General features: G+C 35.7%; 15 protein-coding genes. All 15 read left to right on the forward strand.

What is annotated here, in order from left to right; genetic code table 11:
* Positions 1 to 484 precede the first annotated feature (484 nt).
* From rfbB to galE, 15 genes are read left to right on the forward strand one after another with little or no spacing between them, the layout of a single operon-like run.
* Positions 485 to 1,543 (forward strand): dTDP-glucose 4,6-dehydratase, encoded by a 1,059-nt coding sequence (gene rfbB / locus NDN13_RS14815; protein ID WP_251116007.1) that lies wholly within the window; start codon positions 485 to 487, stop codon positions 1,541 to 1,543.
* Positions 1,543 to 2,418 carry a glucose-1-phosphate thymidylyltransferase RfbA gene (rfbA, locus tag NDN13_RS14820; protein ID WP_251116008.1) on the forward strand — a complete coding sequence of 292 codons (876 nt, stop codon included), beginning with the start codon at positions 1,543 to 1,545 and terminating at the stop codon, positions 2,416 to 2,418. The genes rfbB and rfbA overlap by 1 nt, the downstream gene beginning before the upstream one ends.
* A complete protein-coding gene (locus NDN13_RS14825; RefSeq protein WP_251116009.1) occupies positions 2,415 to 3,512 on the forward strand; it encodes a DegT/DnrJ/EryC1/StrS family aminotransferase in 1,098 nt (365 codons plus the stop codon). Before rfbA ends, NDN13_RS14825 begins: the two co-directional genes overlap by 4 nt.
* On the forward strand, positions 3,513 to 4,142 hold the full coding sequence (locus NDN13_RS14830) for an acetyltransferase (protein ID WP_251116010.1): 630 nt from the start codon (positions 3,513 to 3,515) through the stop codon (positions 4,140 to 4,142).
* A gap of 16 nt (positions 4,143 to 4,158) precedes the next feature.
* The gene (locus tag NDN13_RS14835; protein WP_251116011.1) at positions 4,159 to 5,664 is read left to right on the forward strand and encodes an oligosaccharide flippase family protein; all 1,506 of its coding nucleotides are present in this window, start codon (positions 4,159 to 4,161) and stop codon (positions 5,662 to 5,664) included.
* Positions 5,661 to 6,509 (forward strand): glycosyltransferase family 2 protein, encoded by an 849-nt coding sequence (locus tag NDN13_RS14840; protein ID WP_251116012.1) that lies wholly within the window; start codon positions 5,661 to 5,663, stop codon positions 6,507 to 6,509. Before NDN13_RS14835 ends, NDN13_RS14840 begins: the two co-directional genes overlap by 4 nt.
* Positions 6,506 to 7,606, forward strand: a complete 1,101-nt coding sequence (locus NDN13_RS14845) for a glycosyltransferase (protein WP_251116013.1) — start codon at positions 6,506 to 6,508, stop codon at positions 7,604 to 7,606. The genes NDN13_RS14840 and NDN13_RS14845 overlap by 4 nt, the downstream gene beginning before the upstream one ends.
* On the forward strand, positions 7,581 to 8,840 hold the full coding sequence (locus NDN13_RS14850) for a hypothetical protein (protein WP_251116014.1): 1,260 nt from the start codon (positions 7,581 to 7,583) through the stop codon (positions 8,838 to 8,840). The genes NDN13_RS14845 and NDN13_RS14850 overlap by 26 nt, the downstream gene beginning before the upstream one ends.
* A 26-nt stretch (positions 8,841 to 8,866) precedes the next feature.
* Positions 8,867 to 9,733 (forward strand): glycosyltransferase family 2 protein, encoded by an 867-nt coding sequence (locus tag NDN13_RS14855; protein WP_251116015.1) that lies wholly within the window; start codon positions 8,867 to 8,869, stop codon positions 9,731 to 9,733.
* Position 9,734: 1 nt separating this feature from the next.
* Positions 9,735 to 10,910: a glycosyltransferase family 4 protein gene (locus tag NDN13_RS14860; protein ID WP_251116016.1), complete on the forward strand. Its 1,176-nt coding sequence runs from the start codon at positions 9,735 to 9,737 to the stop codon at positions 10,908 to 10,910.
* Complete coding sequence (locus tag NDN13_RS14865) at positions 10,894 to 11,511, forward strand: sugar transferase (RefSeq protein ID WP_285292154.1); 618 nt, start codon at positions 10,894 to 10,896, stop codon at positions 11,509 to 11,511. The genes NDN13_RS14860 and NDN13_RS14865 overlap by 17 nt, the downstream gene beginning before the upstream one ends.
* Before the next feature lie 11 nt (positions 11,512 to 11,522).
* The gene (gene galU / locus NDN13_RS14870) at positions 11,523 to 12,398 is read left to right on the forward strand and encodes a UTP--glucose-1-phosphate uridylyltransferase GalU (protein WP_251116018.1); all 876 of its coding nucleotides are present in this window, start codon (positions 11,523 to 11,525) and stop codon (positions 12,396 to 12,398) included.
* 16 nt (positions 12,399 to 12,414) lie between these two features.
* On the forward strand, positions 12,415 to 13,674 hold the full coding sequence (locus NDN13_RS14875; protein ID WP_251116019.1) for a nucleotide sugar dehydrogenase: 1,260 nt from the start codon (positions 12,415 to 12,417) through the stop codon (positions 13,672 to 13,674).
* Positions 13,674 to 15,350, forward strand: a complete 1,677-nt coding sequence (pgi, locus tag NDN13_RS14880) for a glucose-6-phosphate isomerase (RefSeq protein WP_251116020.1) — start codon at positions 13,674 to 13,676, stop codon at positions 15,348 to 15,350. Before NDN13_RS14875 ends, pgi begins: the two co-directional genes overlap by 1 nt.
* A complete protein-coding gene (gene galE, locus NDN13_RS14885; RefSeq protein WP_251116021.1) occupies positions 15,343 to 16,359 on the forward strand; it encodes a UDP-glucose 4-epimerase GalE in 1,017 nt (338 codons plus the stop codon). Before pgi ends, galE begins: the two co-directional genes overlap by 8 nt.
* Positions 16,360 to 16,367: the final 8 nt, after the last annotated feature.

A 16,367-nucleotide genomic window follows, 5' to 3' on the forward strand; every position in this document is an offset into this window, starting at 1 on the left:
TATTTTTAATCAATACCTATCGCCCTGTATGAATCATCAATAGGCAAAGGATGCTAAATCGCGATGATTTTATCCCAAAAGATTAAAAAAACATAATAATCTTTTCGTGGGATTGTTGAGAAATCAGATATAAACAATTTGCTTTATAAAACAATTTGATTTAATTCAATATTTAGTGAAAAGTAATCAATGGATAGATTTAATTTAAAGTGGAAGTCATTTAAATAAAATAGAGTGAAGCGCTAACAAATTGATGAAATTTGTTATATTATGCCGCATTGTATTCTCCTCACTAATTTGAAGTGTTTTAAGTCTTATTTTCTCATTTTTTCAGTGAAATAGGATGAAATCCAAAGTAAACAATCTAGTGCCTACATAGCCGATATTTTTCGAAATATTTTATGGGTTGTTCATGGATGCTTTAAGTTGTGTGGAAGATATCAAGCTTAGATAGAGTCTATTCGATGCAGTATAGTGGAAAAATATGAAAATATTATTAACTGGTGGCGCTGGATTTATTGGTTCTGCTGTTGTACGCCATATTATAAAAACAACGAATGATACCGTTTTAAATATAGATAAATTGACCTATGCTGGTAATTTAGATTCATTAAAAGAAATTGATGAAGATCCTCGCTACCAATTTCAACAAGTAGATATTTGCGACGCATTCAAACTGGAACAAATTTTTGAGCAGTTCCGACCTGATGCTGTGATGCATCTGGCTGCAGAATCTCACGTTGATCGTTCAATTGATGGTCCAAGTGCATTTATTCAGACCAATATTGTAGGCACATATACTCTATTAGAGGCTGCACGTAAGTACTGGCAAGTACTAGAAGAAAATAGAAAAACGAGTTTCCGTTTTCACCATATTTCTACAGATGAGGTCTATGGTGACTTAGATGGCACAACTGATTTATTTACGGAAACCACACCTTATGCACCGAGCTCTCCTTATTCAGCCAGTAAGGCGAGTTCGGATCATTTGGTTCGCGCTTGGCAGCGTACCTATGGTTTGCCGACGATTGTGACCAATTGCTCTAATAATTATGGTCCTTACCACTTTCCTGAAAAATTAATTCCTTTAGTGATTTTAAATGCTTTAGATGGTAAGGCATTACCAATCTATGGAAAGGGTAATCAGATCCGTGATTGGTTGTTTGTTGAAGATCATGCCCGTGCACTGTATCAAGTTGTCACTCAAGGTGTGATTGGTGAAACTTATAATATTGGTGGGCACAATGAAAAGCAGAATATTGAAGTGGTTAAGACCATTTGCAAAATTCTAGATGAGCTGAGACCACAAGCGAATACTCAATCTTATGAAAGTTTAATTACCTTTGTGAAGGATCGACCAGGACATGATCTTCGCTATGCAATTGATGCTGCAAAAATAGAAAGAGAGCTTGGTTGGAAGCCTCAGGAAACATTTGAAACGGGTATCCGTAAAACAGTTGAATGGTATTTAAATAATTTAGAATGGTGTCGCCGTGTACAAGATGGCAGTTATCAACGTGAAAGATTAGGGGTAAATGTCTAATGTCGACGAAAGGGATTATTCTTGCTGGTGGCTCAGGTACACGCTTATATCCAATCACTAAGGGTGTATCTAAGCAACTGTTGCCGATCTATGATAAACCGATGGTGTATTACCCTTTGTCGGTCTTGATGTTGGCAGGCATTCGCGAAGTTTTGATTATCAGTACACCTGATGATATTGATGGGTTTAAACGGTTATTGGGTGATGGTTCACAATTTGGTGTTGAACTGAGTTATGCAGTTCAACCAAGCCCAGATGGTTTAGCTCAGGCTTTTATTATTGGTGAAGCGTTTATTGGCACGAGTAATGTGTGTTTAGTGCTTGGCGATAATATTTTTTATGGCCAAGGTTTTACGCCAATGCTTCGTCAGGCAGTTGCACGCCAAAAGGGTGCAACTGTCTTTGGCTATCAAGTGAAAGATCCTGAGCGTTTTGGGGTTGTTGAGTTTGATGGGCAAAAACGTGCAGTTTCTTTAGAAGAAAAACCTAAGTATCCAAAATCACATTTTGCTGTAACTGGTCTTTATTTCTACGACAATGATGTTGTTGAAATCGCGAAACAAGTTAAACCATCTGAGCGTGGTGAATTAGAAATCACGACCGTCAATCAAATGTACCTAGAGCGTGGTGACTTAAATGTTGAGTTACTCGGTCGAGGGTTTGCTTGGCTCGACACCGGTACTCACGCAAGTTTACTTGAAGCCGCACAATTTGTAGAAACCATTGAAAAACGCCAAGGTTATAAGGTGGCTTGTTTAGAAGAAATTGCCTTTAATAATGGTTGGCTAAGCAAAGAGCACGTTTTAGCAATTGGTCAAAGTATGAATAAAAATGATTATGGCCAATATCTGATTTCTTTGGTGAAAGACGTATGAAGACCCCGATTTATGTAACGCAGCCAGTTTTACCTGAATTGGATGAGTTTATTCCTTATTTAAAAGAAATTTGGGATAATAAAATTCTAACGAATTGTGGTCCCCTACATCAGCGATTAGAGCAAGCATTATGTGAGTATTTAGGTGTTCCATATATCTCATTATTTAATAATGGAACAATAGCGCTTGTTACAGCATTACAAGCTTTGGGCTTAGAGCAAGGTGAAGTGATTACGACACCTTATACTTTTGTTGCAACTGCTCACTCGATTGTTTGGAATAAATTAACCCCTGTTTTTGTTGATATTGATCCAAACACATCCAATATTGATCCAGAAGCTGTAGAAGCTGCGATTACAGATAAAACAGTCGCAATTTTACCTGTTCATTGTTATGGGATTCCATGTGCAGTTGACGCTTTACAGACAATCGCTGATCAATATCAATTAAAACTAATTTATGATGCTGCACATGCTTTTGGTATTAAGCACCAAGGACGAAGTATTCTGGATTATGGCGATTTAAGTGTAATTAGCTTTCATGCAACTAAAGTATTTAATACCTTTGAGGGCGGTGCTATCGTAAGTCATGGTGCTGATATGAAGCAACGAATTGATCAATTAAGAAATTTTGGCATTGTGAATGAGGCAACTATTAATGATATTTCTCTCAATGGAAAATTGAGCGAAGTTCATGCTGCATTAGGATTGTTACAACTCAAAACGATTGAGGATACATTACAATCACGCCAGAATATTGATCAAATATATCGAGCAGCTTTAGAGAATATTGATGGGATTGATTGTGTAAGTCGACCTGTTTTAGATAAGGATAATTATTCCTATTTTCCAATAGTAATAACTGAGAATTATCCTTTAAGTCGTGATGAATTATTTGAGAAACTAAAGGCGAAGAATATTTTTGCTCGTAAATATTTTTTTCCATTGATGACTGAGCTAAGTATATATCAAGATTTTTATACAGAAACGCCGAAAGCAAAAAAACTCTCTGAACAGGTATTGTGTTTACCAATGTATCCGACATTATCTATAGATGAGTGTAAATATATTTCTAACATTATTAAGGATATATAAGTGAAGAAAATTATAGTTGTTGGTGCAGGTGGTTTTGGGAAAGAAGTTGCTTGGATGGCTAAGCGTTGTGGCCGTGAAGTCTTGGGTTTTTTGGATAGTACACCAGATAAGCAAAATACTAAAATTATGGGACTAGATGTCTTAGGACCAATTGAACATGCAGAGCAATTTCTTGACTATGAGTTTGTGATCGCAATTGGCAATCCTAGAGCAAGAAAGAAAATTATAGATGTTTTTTTTAAAGATGAGCGATTTTCTTTTGCGACATTGATCGATCCATCGTCGATAGTTGGTGAAAACATATCGATTGCCACAGGCTCAATCATTTGTGCTGGAGTAATACTTACCGTAGATATTTCAGTTGGAAAGCATACTATCATCAATATAAATAGTACAATTGGACATGATGTAATTATAAAAGACTTTGTAACAATTGCTCCAAATGCTTCAGTATCTGGAAATATTGTTTTAAATGACTTTGTTGAAATTGGTACAAATGCCACATTGCGAGAAAAACTTAATGTTTATGAGGGTGCAATGATTGGTATGGGAGCTGTATTAACAAAGGATGTAGAAAAAAATCATGTCATGGTTGGTAATCCCGCTAAACTTTTAAAGATCATGGATTGATTTTGAGTGTAAAAAATTGTCAAAACTCAAAATAAATATTTTTGCCAGCTATATCAGCCAAATTTATATTATTGTGATTAGCCTTCTTATTCTGCCGCTATACATGAAATATATGGGAGCAGAAGCTTATGGCTTGGTTGGCTTTTTTACCATGTTACAAGGTCTGTTCATGCTACTTGATTTTGGTCTAACCCCAACAATTAGCAGACAAACAGCTCAATTTAATGCTGGGGTGGGAACAGCTTTAGTTTTCCGTCAATTATTCAGAGCATTAAGCATAATTTTTGTAGCAATCTCACTAATCGGTACAACATTGATTTTGAGTCTTGATAATTATATTGCTTTGAACTGGCTTAAACTTCAGAGCCTAAATATTACGGATGTTTTATTTGCATTACAGGTCATGGCAATTTGCGTTGCACTACGTTGGATGACGGGTTTGTATCGAGGGGTGATATCTGGCTTTGAAAAAATTATGTGGTTGAGTGGGATAAATACTCTAGTTGCCACACTCAGATTTCCTGGTGTATTAATATACATGTATTGCTTTGGTTTTAATGTAAATAATTTTTTTATTTTTCAACTTATTATAGCTATTTTTGAGTTCTTTATATTTTTAATAAAAACTTATACGTTATTACCTAAAATTAATTCTGGTGATGTTTTGAGTTGGTCCTTGGCTCCCGTTAAGCCTTTGTTAGGCTTTGCTTTAACAATTGCTTTTACCTCTTCAGTATGGGTTTTGCTGACCCAATTAGATAAATTTGTTTTATCAGGCATTTTAACTTTATCTGATTATGGATATTTCTCTTTGGCGGTGTTAGTTGCTGGTGGAGTATTGCAAATTAGCACACCAATTAGTTCAGTTATTATGCCAAGAATGGCTCACTTACAAGGCGAGCAAAAATTTGCTGAGATGCGCGAAGTTTATTTAAACTCGACTCAGCTTATAGCTGTTATAGTTGTTTCTGCTGGCATTGTTCTATCTGCACTGGCTGAGCCAATACTATATGTTTGGACTGGAGATACATTGTTAGCGGCGAAAACTGCACCAATATTGAAATTATATGCTTTAGGTAATGCTTTATTAGCGTTAGGTGCTTTCCCTTATTATTTGCAATATGCAAAAGGTGATCTAAAATATCATTTTTTAGGCAATATCATCAGTGTTGTTTTGTTGATACCTGTTATAATTTGGTTTGCTCAAATTTATGGGGCAATTGGAGCAGGATGGGTTTGGCTTATATTTCAAATAGTCTATTTATTAAGTTGGGTAAGCTTTGTTCATATGAAAATAGAAACTGGTATTAATACTAAATGGTTTAAATCTTTTTTGCCGACTATTTTTATGGTATCTCTTTTTGCTTTTTCAATATCATATTTTTTTAACTTTTCTCAGCTTCGTTTAGTTGCATTTATGCAAATAGCCATCTTTAGTATCATGAGTCTATTTATTGCACTATTGTGCTCGAATTCAGTAAGAAGCGTACTAAAACATAAATTATTAAAGAGTGCGTCATGAATAATACTGATATTCAGGTTTCAGTTTGTGTTGTAACATATAATCAGGAAAATTATATTGCTGAGTGTTTAGAAAGCTTAGTTTCGCAGCAAACGAAATTTAAATTTGAAATAATTGTAGGTGAAGACTGTTCCACAGATCGCACTAGAGAAATTGTGCAAAAATATATCGAAAAATATCCTGATTTGATTGTTCCTTTGTTCTATAAAAAAAATGTTGGCGCAGTTGAAAATATTAAGCAAGTATATAAATTAGCCAAAGGTAAATACATTGCTCATATAGATGGTGATGATTTTTCTTTGCCAAATAAATTACAAAAACAATATGAGAAAATGGAACAGGGCTTTGCTATTTGTTCACATAATGTTTGTTCTATTGATCAATATGGTGATACGGATAAGGCATTTTGGCATTTTAAAGATGGAGAGTATAGTTGGAAATTTTATATGAAAAATATGCCTTTTTTTGCGCATTCATCTAAAATGTTTGTTAAAGAACATTTAATTAAATTTATTGAGTGTATGGAGGAAAATACATATGATTTCGAATTGCATTTAGAGAGTTTAAAGTTTGGTTCAATATATCATATTGGTGAGAATTTAGGCGTTTATCGCTTAAATGTTGGATTAATGGCGAATGATAAACAAATTTTAATCAAAATGATTGACACAAAAATTAGAGTCTATGAAAAAAGTTTAAGCTATTTTAATGATTTTATGTTTGTAAAAAAAAGCTATATTTTGGCTTTGCTTAAGATGCTAAAATTATGCTTTATTCAAAAAAAGTATAGTAAAATTAATCAAATATTAATTAAACTCATGTCAGTAATGGTGAGATTCAAATGAAGGTTTTACTTTTAGTTCCTGATTTAGTTGTTGGTGGAGTAACAACGATAGTTGGAAATTTAGTAAAACATTTAAAAGTAAGAAACTATCAAGTTGTTGTTGTATCTATTTTTGATAAACCGGCTGATATCTTAGAACCTAATGTGAAAACTTTAGGTGTGAAAAATATTTTAGATTTACCTCAAGCAATTTTTAAACTAAGAAAAATTATATTAAATGAAAGTCCAGATGTAGTTCATAGTCATACTATATTTAGTCATCTATTGGTTTCTATCATTAAGAAGTTTTTTGTTAATAATATAAAGTTAATATGTACAGAACATGGGACTTTGAGCAAAAGTGAATCTCAAACTCATTATATGAAAATATTTAAGAAAATAAATCATGTTGTTGATTTAATGACATTTGTTAGTTCTGCTAGCCTAAAAAGTTATGAGAAATACAATATTATTAATAACAACTTAAAGAGCCAAGTTGTATATAATGGCATTGATATAAAAAAATTTGAAGAAAACAATGAGATAAGAAATTTTATGCGTAGTCAATATTCTATTGATGAAGAGACTACCGTGTATGGCTCATTTGGGAGATTGGCACCTGAGAAAAATATTGAATTGTTTCTAAAAGCTCTTGTAAGGTTGAAAGGAAGAGTCAAGTTTAAATTTTTTTTAATTGGAAATGGTACGGAAAAAGATAGTGTCTTAAGTGCAGTAAAAGAGTTAAATCTGACAAATGAACTGATTTATATTCCTTTTACAGATAAAATTGCAGACTATATGAACGCTATAGATATTTTATGTCTAAGTAGTACAACGGAAGGACTACCCACAGTAATTATAGAAGCCATGAGTTGTAAAAAAATGGTTGTAGCTACGGAGGTTGGTGGTGTGGTTGAAATTTTACCAGAAGGCCAACGATTTCTTGTTAAGAGTGGTGATGAAATCGATCTAAGCAATCAATTGATAAAAGTCTCTTTATTAGGAAACAAGAGTCAACTTGGAAGCTTATATCATCAGATTGCTGTAGAAAAGTTTAGCGTAGACGTTATGCTTGAGCAATGGATTCAAGTATATGAACAATCATGCTTTAAGCATTGATAAAATGGCTATATGTAGGTGTGCTGTGATAAATGATGGAGTTTTTAAAAATTTTATTTTCTTTATTTTATTATTTATTTATTTAATTAATATTAAGTTATTTTTTTCTGATTTACCTATTTTTTATTTTTTATCTCCTTTAGGTTTGCTGTTACTGGGAAAAGACTTTTTAACTGGTAAAGCATACAAAGGGGTAGTTAATTTTTTTATACTGATTTTTATTTTTTTTGTTATTGGATTAATATCTTTTTTAGTAAACCAGTATAATGATTTCTTCTTTTTTAGAGAATTTTTTATATATACAATTCTATCTCTTTTTTACGTTAGATTTTTAGTATACCTTTATTTTAAATTTTTCCCTGCTGGTAATATTGATAAGATCTTTTATTTGGGTGTATTTTGTGTTTTTCTTCAGTTATGTTTGAGTCTTGCTGCATTTTTAAATCCTGCTTTTTATAATATTTTATTTTCGATATTTTCTGATAATGTGCAGTTAGATAATGTTGAAAGTTTTGCTAAAATGCGTTTGATTGCATTGGGGACACCTTTTTTTGGCTCGGCTATTTTAAACTGCTTTATCTTAATTGTTGCAGCTGAATATTTAATAAAAAATGAAAAAAAATACTTATTTTTTCTAATGGCTTTGGTCATTATGATGCTAGGTCTTTTTAGTGCAAGAAGTACCATATTTGGTATCATTTGTTTTGTTCTCTTAGTATTGACTCAATTTTTTAATAAGTCTACATATAAATATTTTGTTTTTGGTGGTGGTGTTTTATTTTTGGGTTCAATAGTTATTTCATCCTATTTACAAAATTTAGATGCTTTAATTAAATTTGGTTTTGGTTTTTTAACAGACTTTTCTTCTTCGCAAGCTTCAGACTCTGTGTCTGATTTGCAAAGTATGTATGAGATACTTCCTAATAACATCAAAACTTGGCTGATAGGAGATAGCTTATACCGTGATGTAAATACAGGATTCTACTACCAAGATACTGATGTAGGTTTTTTACGAATTATTTTTGTAAATGGTATAATTGGCCTGATTATTTTCTTGTCTATTCACTTTTATGTGCTATTAGAAATAAATAAGAAATATATTAGTACTATAGCTAAGTTACTCTTAGCTGGCATACTTGTTGTGCTAAATGCTAAAGGTGTAACCAATCTTCTGCCATATCTCTTACTTATCTATCTTTTTTCGATCTATGATCCGAATAAGATAAAAGTATAAATCTGTATTTGTTTGGAAATAGTTTTATGATCTCTATCGGAATACCTTTTTTTAATGCTGCAGCATATCTTGAAGATGCAATTAAATCGGTATTGGCACAAACTTTCCAAGAGTGGGAGCTGATATTGGTCGATGATGGTTCATCAGATGGTTCACTAGATATAGCAAAAAAATATGAGCAATTGGACTCTAGAGTACGTGTAATATCTGATGGTTTAAATAAAAAACTCCCAACTCGACTGAATGAAATCATCAAGGAAGCAAAATTTAACCTAATTGCTCGCATGGATGCTGATGATTTAATGGATGTTGAGCGATTAGAAAAACAATATGCTTTTTTAAGTGCAAACCCAGAATATGATTTGGTTACAACAGGTATGTATTCAATTGATCAGAGTAACGAGGTATTGGGAAAAAGATTACCTGAAAATCGGATCATGCAAGCGAATGAGATTCTTGGTGGATTAACAAATTTATTACATGCATCTATGCTCGCAAAAAAGCAATGGTGTTTACGAAATCCGTATAGAGAAGATAATGCGTTGGCGGAGGATTATGAGCTATGGCTTTCTGCTGCAATAAAAAATGATTTAAAATACAATGTGTTACAGGAGCCTCTTTACTATTATCGTGAGGTGGAAAATGTCAAAAAAGAAAAGATGATTAAAGGTTATAATACACAAATAGAAGTAATCAATAGGTATTACGCTGGAGTTATTTCTAATAACTTGAAAAATAAAATAGTTTTTAAGTTTGAACTAAAAAAAATTATTGTGAAAATATTTAACTTCTTTAATTTAATGTTTATTCTACAGATGCGTAGAGTAAACAATATTACTGTTTCTGATCAAGCGCGATATAAAGCAAATTTAGATAAAATTTTAAGTGTTTAAAATGACAGTTAATAGTAAAAAAGTTGTTCTAATTGGAAACACGGCATCAAGTTTGCTAGGGTTTCGCTTGGATATGATCAAGCAGTTAATTGGTTTGGGATACGAGGTTTATACTTTTACTAGTGAGTATTCTTCGAATGAACTTGAACAATTAAGAGAATTAGGTTGTATACCGATTCCTTATCAAATGAGTCGAGGAGGTGTCAATCCTTTTGCTGACTTAAAAACACTTATCGAGTTGAAGTCTAAGATTGCTCAAATTCAACCGATACTCGTTTTTTCATACTTTACCAAACCAATTATATACGGATCATTGGCTGCGAAGCTAAGTCATACTCCGAAGATCATAGGAATGGTGGAAGGGCTAGGTACTCCATTTACAATTCACAAAAATGGGCAAAGTTTAAAAGTTAAACTTATTCGTTTTATACAAATCTGTTTATATAGAATAGTTTTTCCATTTTTGGATAAGATTATTTTTTTAAACTCGGATGATCCTGTAGATTTAATTAAAAAGCATAAGATTTGGCATAAAAATAGTGCTGTTAATATATTAGGACCTATTGGTCTTAATTTAGATGAATATTCGTATACAAAATGGAATGAGACGGAGCCAGTTTCATTTATTTTTATTGCCCGCTTATTGGCAGAAAAGGGAATTTATGAATATATTGAAGCTGCTAAAATTGTAAAAAATAAATATCCACAAGCGATTTTTAAGATTATTGGGGGGCTTGATAAGGAAAACCCATATGGTTTAACACAAAGTCAGCTTGATGAATTGGTGAGCTTAAATATTGTAGAATATGCTGGATTTGTAAAAGATGTAGCACAACGTATAAAAAATACATCAGTTTTTGTTTTACCTTCATATTACCGGGAGGGTGTACCACGCAGTACTCAAGAGGCAATGGCAATCGGACGTCCTGTAATTACCACAAATGTACCTGGTTGTAGGGAAACTGTCATCGATGGGATAAATGGTTTTCTTGTACCAAAGTGGAATGTTCAAGTATTAGCTGATAAAATGTGCTATTTCATTGAGCATCCTGAACAGGTCAATATTATGGGGCGGGAAAGTTACAGAATTGCTCAAGAAAAGTTCGATGTAAATAAAGTAAATGAAAAATTATTTGAAATTATGGGTTTAAATGCTGAAAATGAAAAGACTCGTTGATATTGTTGTTGCATCAATAGCAATTCTACTTCTTAGTCCGGTTTTTATTTTTGTTGCTTACAAAGTCCGTAAGCATTTAGGTTCACCTATCTTTTTTTGCCAAGAACGACCTGGAATAAATGGTAAAATCTTTAAAATGATTAAATTTCGGTCAATGAAAAATGCGGTTGATTCACAAGGCAATTTTTTACCAGATGAACAGCGTATTACACCATTTGGCCAAAAATTGCGTGCAACAACGTTGGATGAAATGCCACAATTATTCAATGTATTAAAGGGTGACATGAGTATTGTTGGACCTCGACCACAAATGCCAGAGTTTCTTGAATACTATACAGCCGATCAAATGCGTAGGCATGAGGTCAAACCTGGTATGACTGGGCTCGCTCAAGTGAGTGGACGTAATAATTTATCTTGGGAGGAAAAGTTTGATTTAGATGTCCAGTATGTGGAAAAACATAATACAGTATTGGATTTTAAAATCATGCTGAAAACCGTTGATGTTATGATGAAAAGAGAAGGGATTAATGCGCCAGATCAACAAGTTGGGGCGAGTCGTTTCACTGGTACAGAGTCACAATCTAGTTCTATTGTAAAGTAAAGATTTTAAATATGATCAAAAAAGCAATTTTACCTGTCGCAGGTTTAGGCACACGTTTTTTACCAGCAAGCAAGTCTATTCCAAAGGAAATGGTAACGGTTGTGGATCGTCCTGCGATTGAATATGTGGTGCGTGAGGCGATTGAAGCTGGTATTGAGCAAATCATTTTGGTCACGCATTCATCTAAAGCATCGATTGAGAATTATTTTGATCGTAATTTTGAGCTTGAAACAACATTAGAACAAAAAAAGAAATTTGATTTACTCAAAGAGATTACTGATATTTTGCCGAAGCATGTCAGTGTAGTTAGCGTACGCCAACCACAACCTTTAGGGCTTGGACATGCTGTACTTTGTGCAAAAGACATCGTTGGAGATGAGGCTTTTGCTGTGTTATTACCAGACGTTTTAGTCAAAAATCAGACGTCTGATAATGATTTGTCTCGCATGATCCAACGTTTTGATCAATCCCAAGCCGCGCAAATTATGGTTGAGGCCGTGCCCGATCATTTGGTTGATCAATATGGTATTGTAGATGTTGCTGTTTCTCTGAAAGAAGGTGAAAGTACGATTATGCAGGGAATTGTTGAAAAACCTGCGGTCGGTACAGCACCTTCAAATCTATCTGTGGTTGGTCGTTATATTTTACCAGCACAGATTATGGCGCTTTTAGAAAATACCCCACGTGGAGCTGGAAATGAAATTCAGCTCACTGATGCCATCGCAGCATTACAGCAAGCAGAAGCTGTTGAAGCGTATCGAATGAAAGGGCAGACTTTCGATTGTGGTAGTAAGCTTGGATACCTAAAAGCTGTATTACACTATGGTATTGAGCATCCCAAATTGGGCGCAGATTTTAAGGGCTTAATTCAAGAATTGGCCCTGTAGTTTAGGGCATGTGGTTATGAAAGTTGCAATCTTTGGCAATACATTATATGCAGGCGTGATGTCTGCATTATTGTCTGAATCTGGGCACTTTGTGTATTGGTGCTCACATCTCAATGATAATTCCGCTGATCAGCAGTACTCATTTCATGATGAAAATGTTAGCCGTTTACTGGAACAACAGTTAAACAGTGGTTTTCTCAGTTATCGTGATTTGGATGCTATCCCTTTAGATATAGATGCCTATTTATTTAGTTTTAATCAAACACAAGAACAACAAGTTTTTCAACTGCTACAGTCGTTAAAACAGCGCCCGATTATTCATCCAAAACTGATGATTAATGCTTCAACCTTTGGTTTACAGGGGACTGATCACTTTAAGCAAATCCTTTCCGAAGATGACTGGGTCTATTTACCAGATACGATTCAAGAAGGAAATGCTTTACAGAGTTTAACTCAAGCAAAACAAATGATTGTAGGATGTACTCAACCCGATGTTCAGATCAAAGTAAAAGAATTGCTTCGGCCTTTTTTCCCTTTGGCCCAGCAATATCTGTTTATGCCGATTTTAGATGCTGAATTTACCAAGCTCAGTATTTCAGGTATGTTGGCGACACGGATTAGCTATATCAATGATTTGGCGGTAGTGGCAGAGAAACTGGGAATTGATATTGCGTCTGTGCGCCAAGGCATGGCGGCGGATAACCGGATTGGTTCAGCTTACTTAGCCCCTGGTGCTGGTTTTGGTGGTGAAAATTTTTCTCATGATATTTTGACACTTTCTAATACCGTTGCAAATACAGGGTTGAAAAGCCAATTGCTTGCACAAGTATGGGAAATTAACGAGCAACAAAAAGAAATCCTATTCCGTAAGTTTTGGAATTATTATCATGGTGATTTAAAGGGCAAGTCTGTTGCGATTTGGGGGGCTTCTTTTAAAGAAAATACCTCAAGTATTCAGCAATCACCCATTCACCAAATGCTTGCAGCACTATGGGCACAAGGGGTGACGGTTCATCTACATGATCCGCAGGCTTTGGATGAAATTAAACAGATGTATGGGCAGCGTGACGATTTAGTCCTCTGTGATGATCAGTATGATGCGGTGAAAAATGTGCACGGTCTATGTGTGTTAACCGCATGGAAACAATATTGGAGTCCGGACTTTAAACAGCTCGAACAACTGATGGCACATCCTTTGATATTGGATGGTCGCAATATTTATGATCCAGACTATGTGAAATTACAAGGTTTCGCATATATGGGCGTGGGGCGTTAATGATGATCAAGCAAATTCAGCCTTTTGCCGTTAAGGCACCAGCGTTAGTGCTTGAGCATTTATCATCTTTGCAAAAGCAAATTAAAGAGGTTCATCTCAAGACTTTATTTGCAGCAGATCCCTCACGCTTTAAACGGTTCTCAGTTGAACATGATCAAATTGTTCTAGATTTTAGTAAACATCGTATTGATCAAAATATTTTAAATGGCTTGGTCGACTTAGCTCAGGCACAAGATTTAAAACAATGGATTAAGACATTATTTTCTTCGGAACAAATCAATTATACCGAGCATCGTGCAGCCATGCATTGGGCTCTACGCTTGCCACAATCGAGTCCAGATTTTCCTCATGAGAATCAACAGGTACAGCAACAGCTGGAGCGGATGTATGCTTTGGTGGATAAAATCCATGCTGGACAATACCGTGGCGCAACAGGTGAAGTCATTCAGGATGTGGTCAATATTGGAGTCGGGGGTTCTGATCTCGGCCCACTCATGGTGACCCATGCACTCTCCGATTTTAAGGTGACGAGTACAAAGCCTTTAGATGTGCACTTTGTCTCGACCATGGACGGTAGTCAACTGTCTGACCTGCTACATCAGCTGCGCCCAGAAACGACATTATTTATTATTTCCTCGAAGTCATTTGGCACCATTGATACCTTGTCGAATGCACAAACTGTGCGTCAATGGTTAGAAAAGTCGCTTGGACAGAATGAAAAAATTCTGCAGAATCATTTTATTGGGGTCTCGACCAAACCTGAAAAAATGACGGAATGGGGTATTGCCGCTGATAAACAGCTGTTGCTATGGGACTGGGTCGGTGGTCGTTATTCACTGTGGTCATGTATTGGTCTGCCGATTGCGCTGACGATTGGGGTTGATGGTTTTAAGCAGTTGTTAGCGGGCGCGCACGAGATTGATCAACATTTTCAAACAGCACCATTTCAGCAGAATATTCCGGTATTGATGGGATTGTTAGGGGCATGGAATAATAATTTCCTTGAAATCCAAACCCATGCTGTGTTGCCCTATGACGGCCGACTCAAATATTTCGCTGCTTATTTGCAGCAGCTTGAAATGGAGTCCAATGGTAAATCGATTCAGCGTAATGGCGAAAAGGTGAATACCGCAACTTGCCCGATTGTGTGGGGGGAGGTTGGACCTAATGCTCAGCATGCCTTTTATCAGTTGCTGCATCAAGGCACGCATTCAGTCAGTTGTGACTTTATTGCCCCTGTGAAACGCTATAATGCCAATCAATTTACTTATGCTGAAAGTGCAGAGGCTTTGGTAGAACAGCATCATCTGGCCTTATCGAATTGTTTGGCGCAGTCGCGATTATTGGCCTTTGGCAATCAAGCTTTGGCAGCAGATGAACTTGAAGATTTACCTGCTTATAAGCAATACGAAGGCAATCAGCCAAGTTCAACCATTTTACTCAAAGAGCTGAATCCTTATAGTTTAGGGATGCTGATCGCGACGTATGAACACAAAGTTTTTGTGCAGTCGGTATTGTGGAATATTAATCCCTTTGACCAATGGGGCGTTGAAAAAGGTAAAGAGATTGCCAATCAACTGTTACCGATTTTAAACCGTGAGCAAGATGATTTATCTGCTTTTGATACATCGACGCAAGGTTTGTTGAAAATATTGTTAGGAAAAATAGATGGCTAAAATTTTAGTCACAGGTGGTGCGGGTTATATTGGCTCCCATACCTGTTTAGAGTTGCTTACTGCAGGTCACGAGGTGATTGCCTTTGATAACCTCTCAAACAGCTCAGATGAATCTTTACGTCGAGTAGAAGCGTTAGCAAATAAAAGTTTGGTGTTTGTGCAGGGTGATATTCGCAATCAGGCTGAGTTAGATTCAGTTTTCCAAGACCATCAGATTGATGCGGTGATTCATTTTGCTGGTCTGAAAGCGGTTGGTGAAAGCCAGCAGATTCCATTGGCTTATTTTGATAATAATATTGCGGGTAGTATCCAGTTGGTCAAGGCGATGGAGCGCGCGGGTGTATTCCGCTTGGTATTCAGCTCATCTGCCACGGTTTATGACGAAGCTAATCTTTCGCCTTTGAATGAAGATATGCCAACAGGAATGCCAAATAACAATTATGGTTATACCAAACTGATTGTTGAGCAAATGCTGCAAAAACTGGCACAAGCAGATGCACGTTGGTCGATTGCTTTACTTCGTTATTTTAACCCTGTTGGCGCGCATAAAAGCGGTCAGATTGGTGAAGATCCGCAGGGGATTCCAAATAACCTGATGCCGTATGTCACACAGGTCGCGGTGGGCCGTCGTGAAAAATTGTCCATTTATGGCAATGATTATGACACCGTCGATGGTACAGGGGTTCGCGATTATATCCATGTGGTCGATTTGGCCAATGCGCATTTGTGTGCCTTAAATAATCGCTTATCTGCGCAAGGCTGTCGTGCTTGGAACATTGGAACGGGCAATGGCTCATCTGTATTACAAGTTAAAAATACCTTTGAGCAAATCAATGCTGTGCCTGTTGCATTTGAATTTGCACCACGTCGTGCAGGCGATGTCGCCACTTCATTTGCAGACAATACACGTGCATTGAGCGAGCTCGGTTGGCAGCCTCAATATACGTTGGAAGATATGCTGGCGGATAGTTGGAATTGGCAGAAGCAGAATCCCAACGGCTTTAACTAAATAGAACA

It is taken from the genome of Acinetobacter sp. C32I (genome assembly GCF_023702715.1).
Classification (GTDB): Bacteria; Pseudomonadota; Gammaproteobacteria; order Pseudomonadales; family Moraxellaceae; genus Acinetobacter.

Coding starts and splice junctions, on each gene's coding strand:
- rfbB (WP_251116007.1), top strand. CDS start 485: ATGAAAATATTATTAACTGGTGGCGCTGGATTTATTGGTTCTGCTGTT.
- rfbA (WP_251116008.1), top strand. CDS start 1,543: ATGTCGACGAAAGGGATTATTCTTGCTGGTGGCTCAGGTACACGCTTA.
- NDN13_RS14825 (WP_251116009.1), top strand. CDS start 2,415: ATGAAGACCCCGATTTATGTAACGCAGCCAGTTTTACCTGAATTGGAT.
- NDN13_RS14840 (WP_251116012.1), top strand. CDS start 5,661: ATGAATAATACTGATATTCAGGTTTCAGTTTGTGTTGTAACATATAAT.
- NDN13_RS14845 (WP_251116013.1), top strand. CDS start 6,506: ATGAAGGTTTTACTTTTAGTTCCTGATTTAGTTGTTGGTGGAGTAACA.
- NDN13_RS14850 (WP_251116014.1), top strand. CDS start 7,581: ATGAACAATCATGCTTTAAGCATTGATAAAATGGCTATATGTAGGTGT.
- NDN13_RS14855 (WP_251116015.1), top strand. CDS start 8,867: ATGATCTCTATCGGAATACCTTTTTTTAATGCTGCAGCATATCTTGAA.
- NDN13_RS14860 (WP_251116016.1), top strand. CDS start 9,735: ATGACAGTTAATAGTAAAAAAGTTGTTCTAATTGGAAACACGGCATCA.
- NDN13_RS14865 (WP_285292154.1), top strand. CDS start 10,894: ATGAAAAGACTCGTTGATATTGTTGTTGCATCAATAGCAATTCTACTT.
- galU (WP_251116018.1), top strand. CDS start 11,523: ATGATCAAAAAAGCAATTTTACCTGTCGCAGGTTTAGGCACACGTTTT.
- NDN13_RS14875 (WP_251116019.1), top strand. CDS start 12,415: ATGAAAGTTGCAATCTTTGGCAATACATTATATGCAGGCGTGATGTCT.
- pgi (WP_251116020.1), top strand. CDS start 13,674: ATGATGATCAAGCAAATTCAGCCTTTTGCCGTTAAGGCACCAGCGTTA.
- galE (WP_251116021.1), top strand. CDS start 15,343: ATGGCTAAAATTTTAGTCACAGGTGGTGCGGGTTATATTGGCTCCCAT.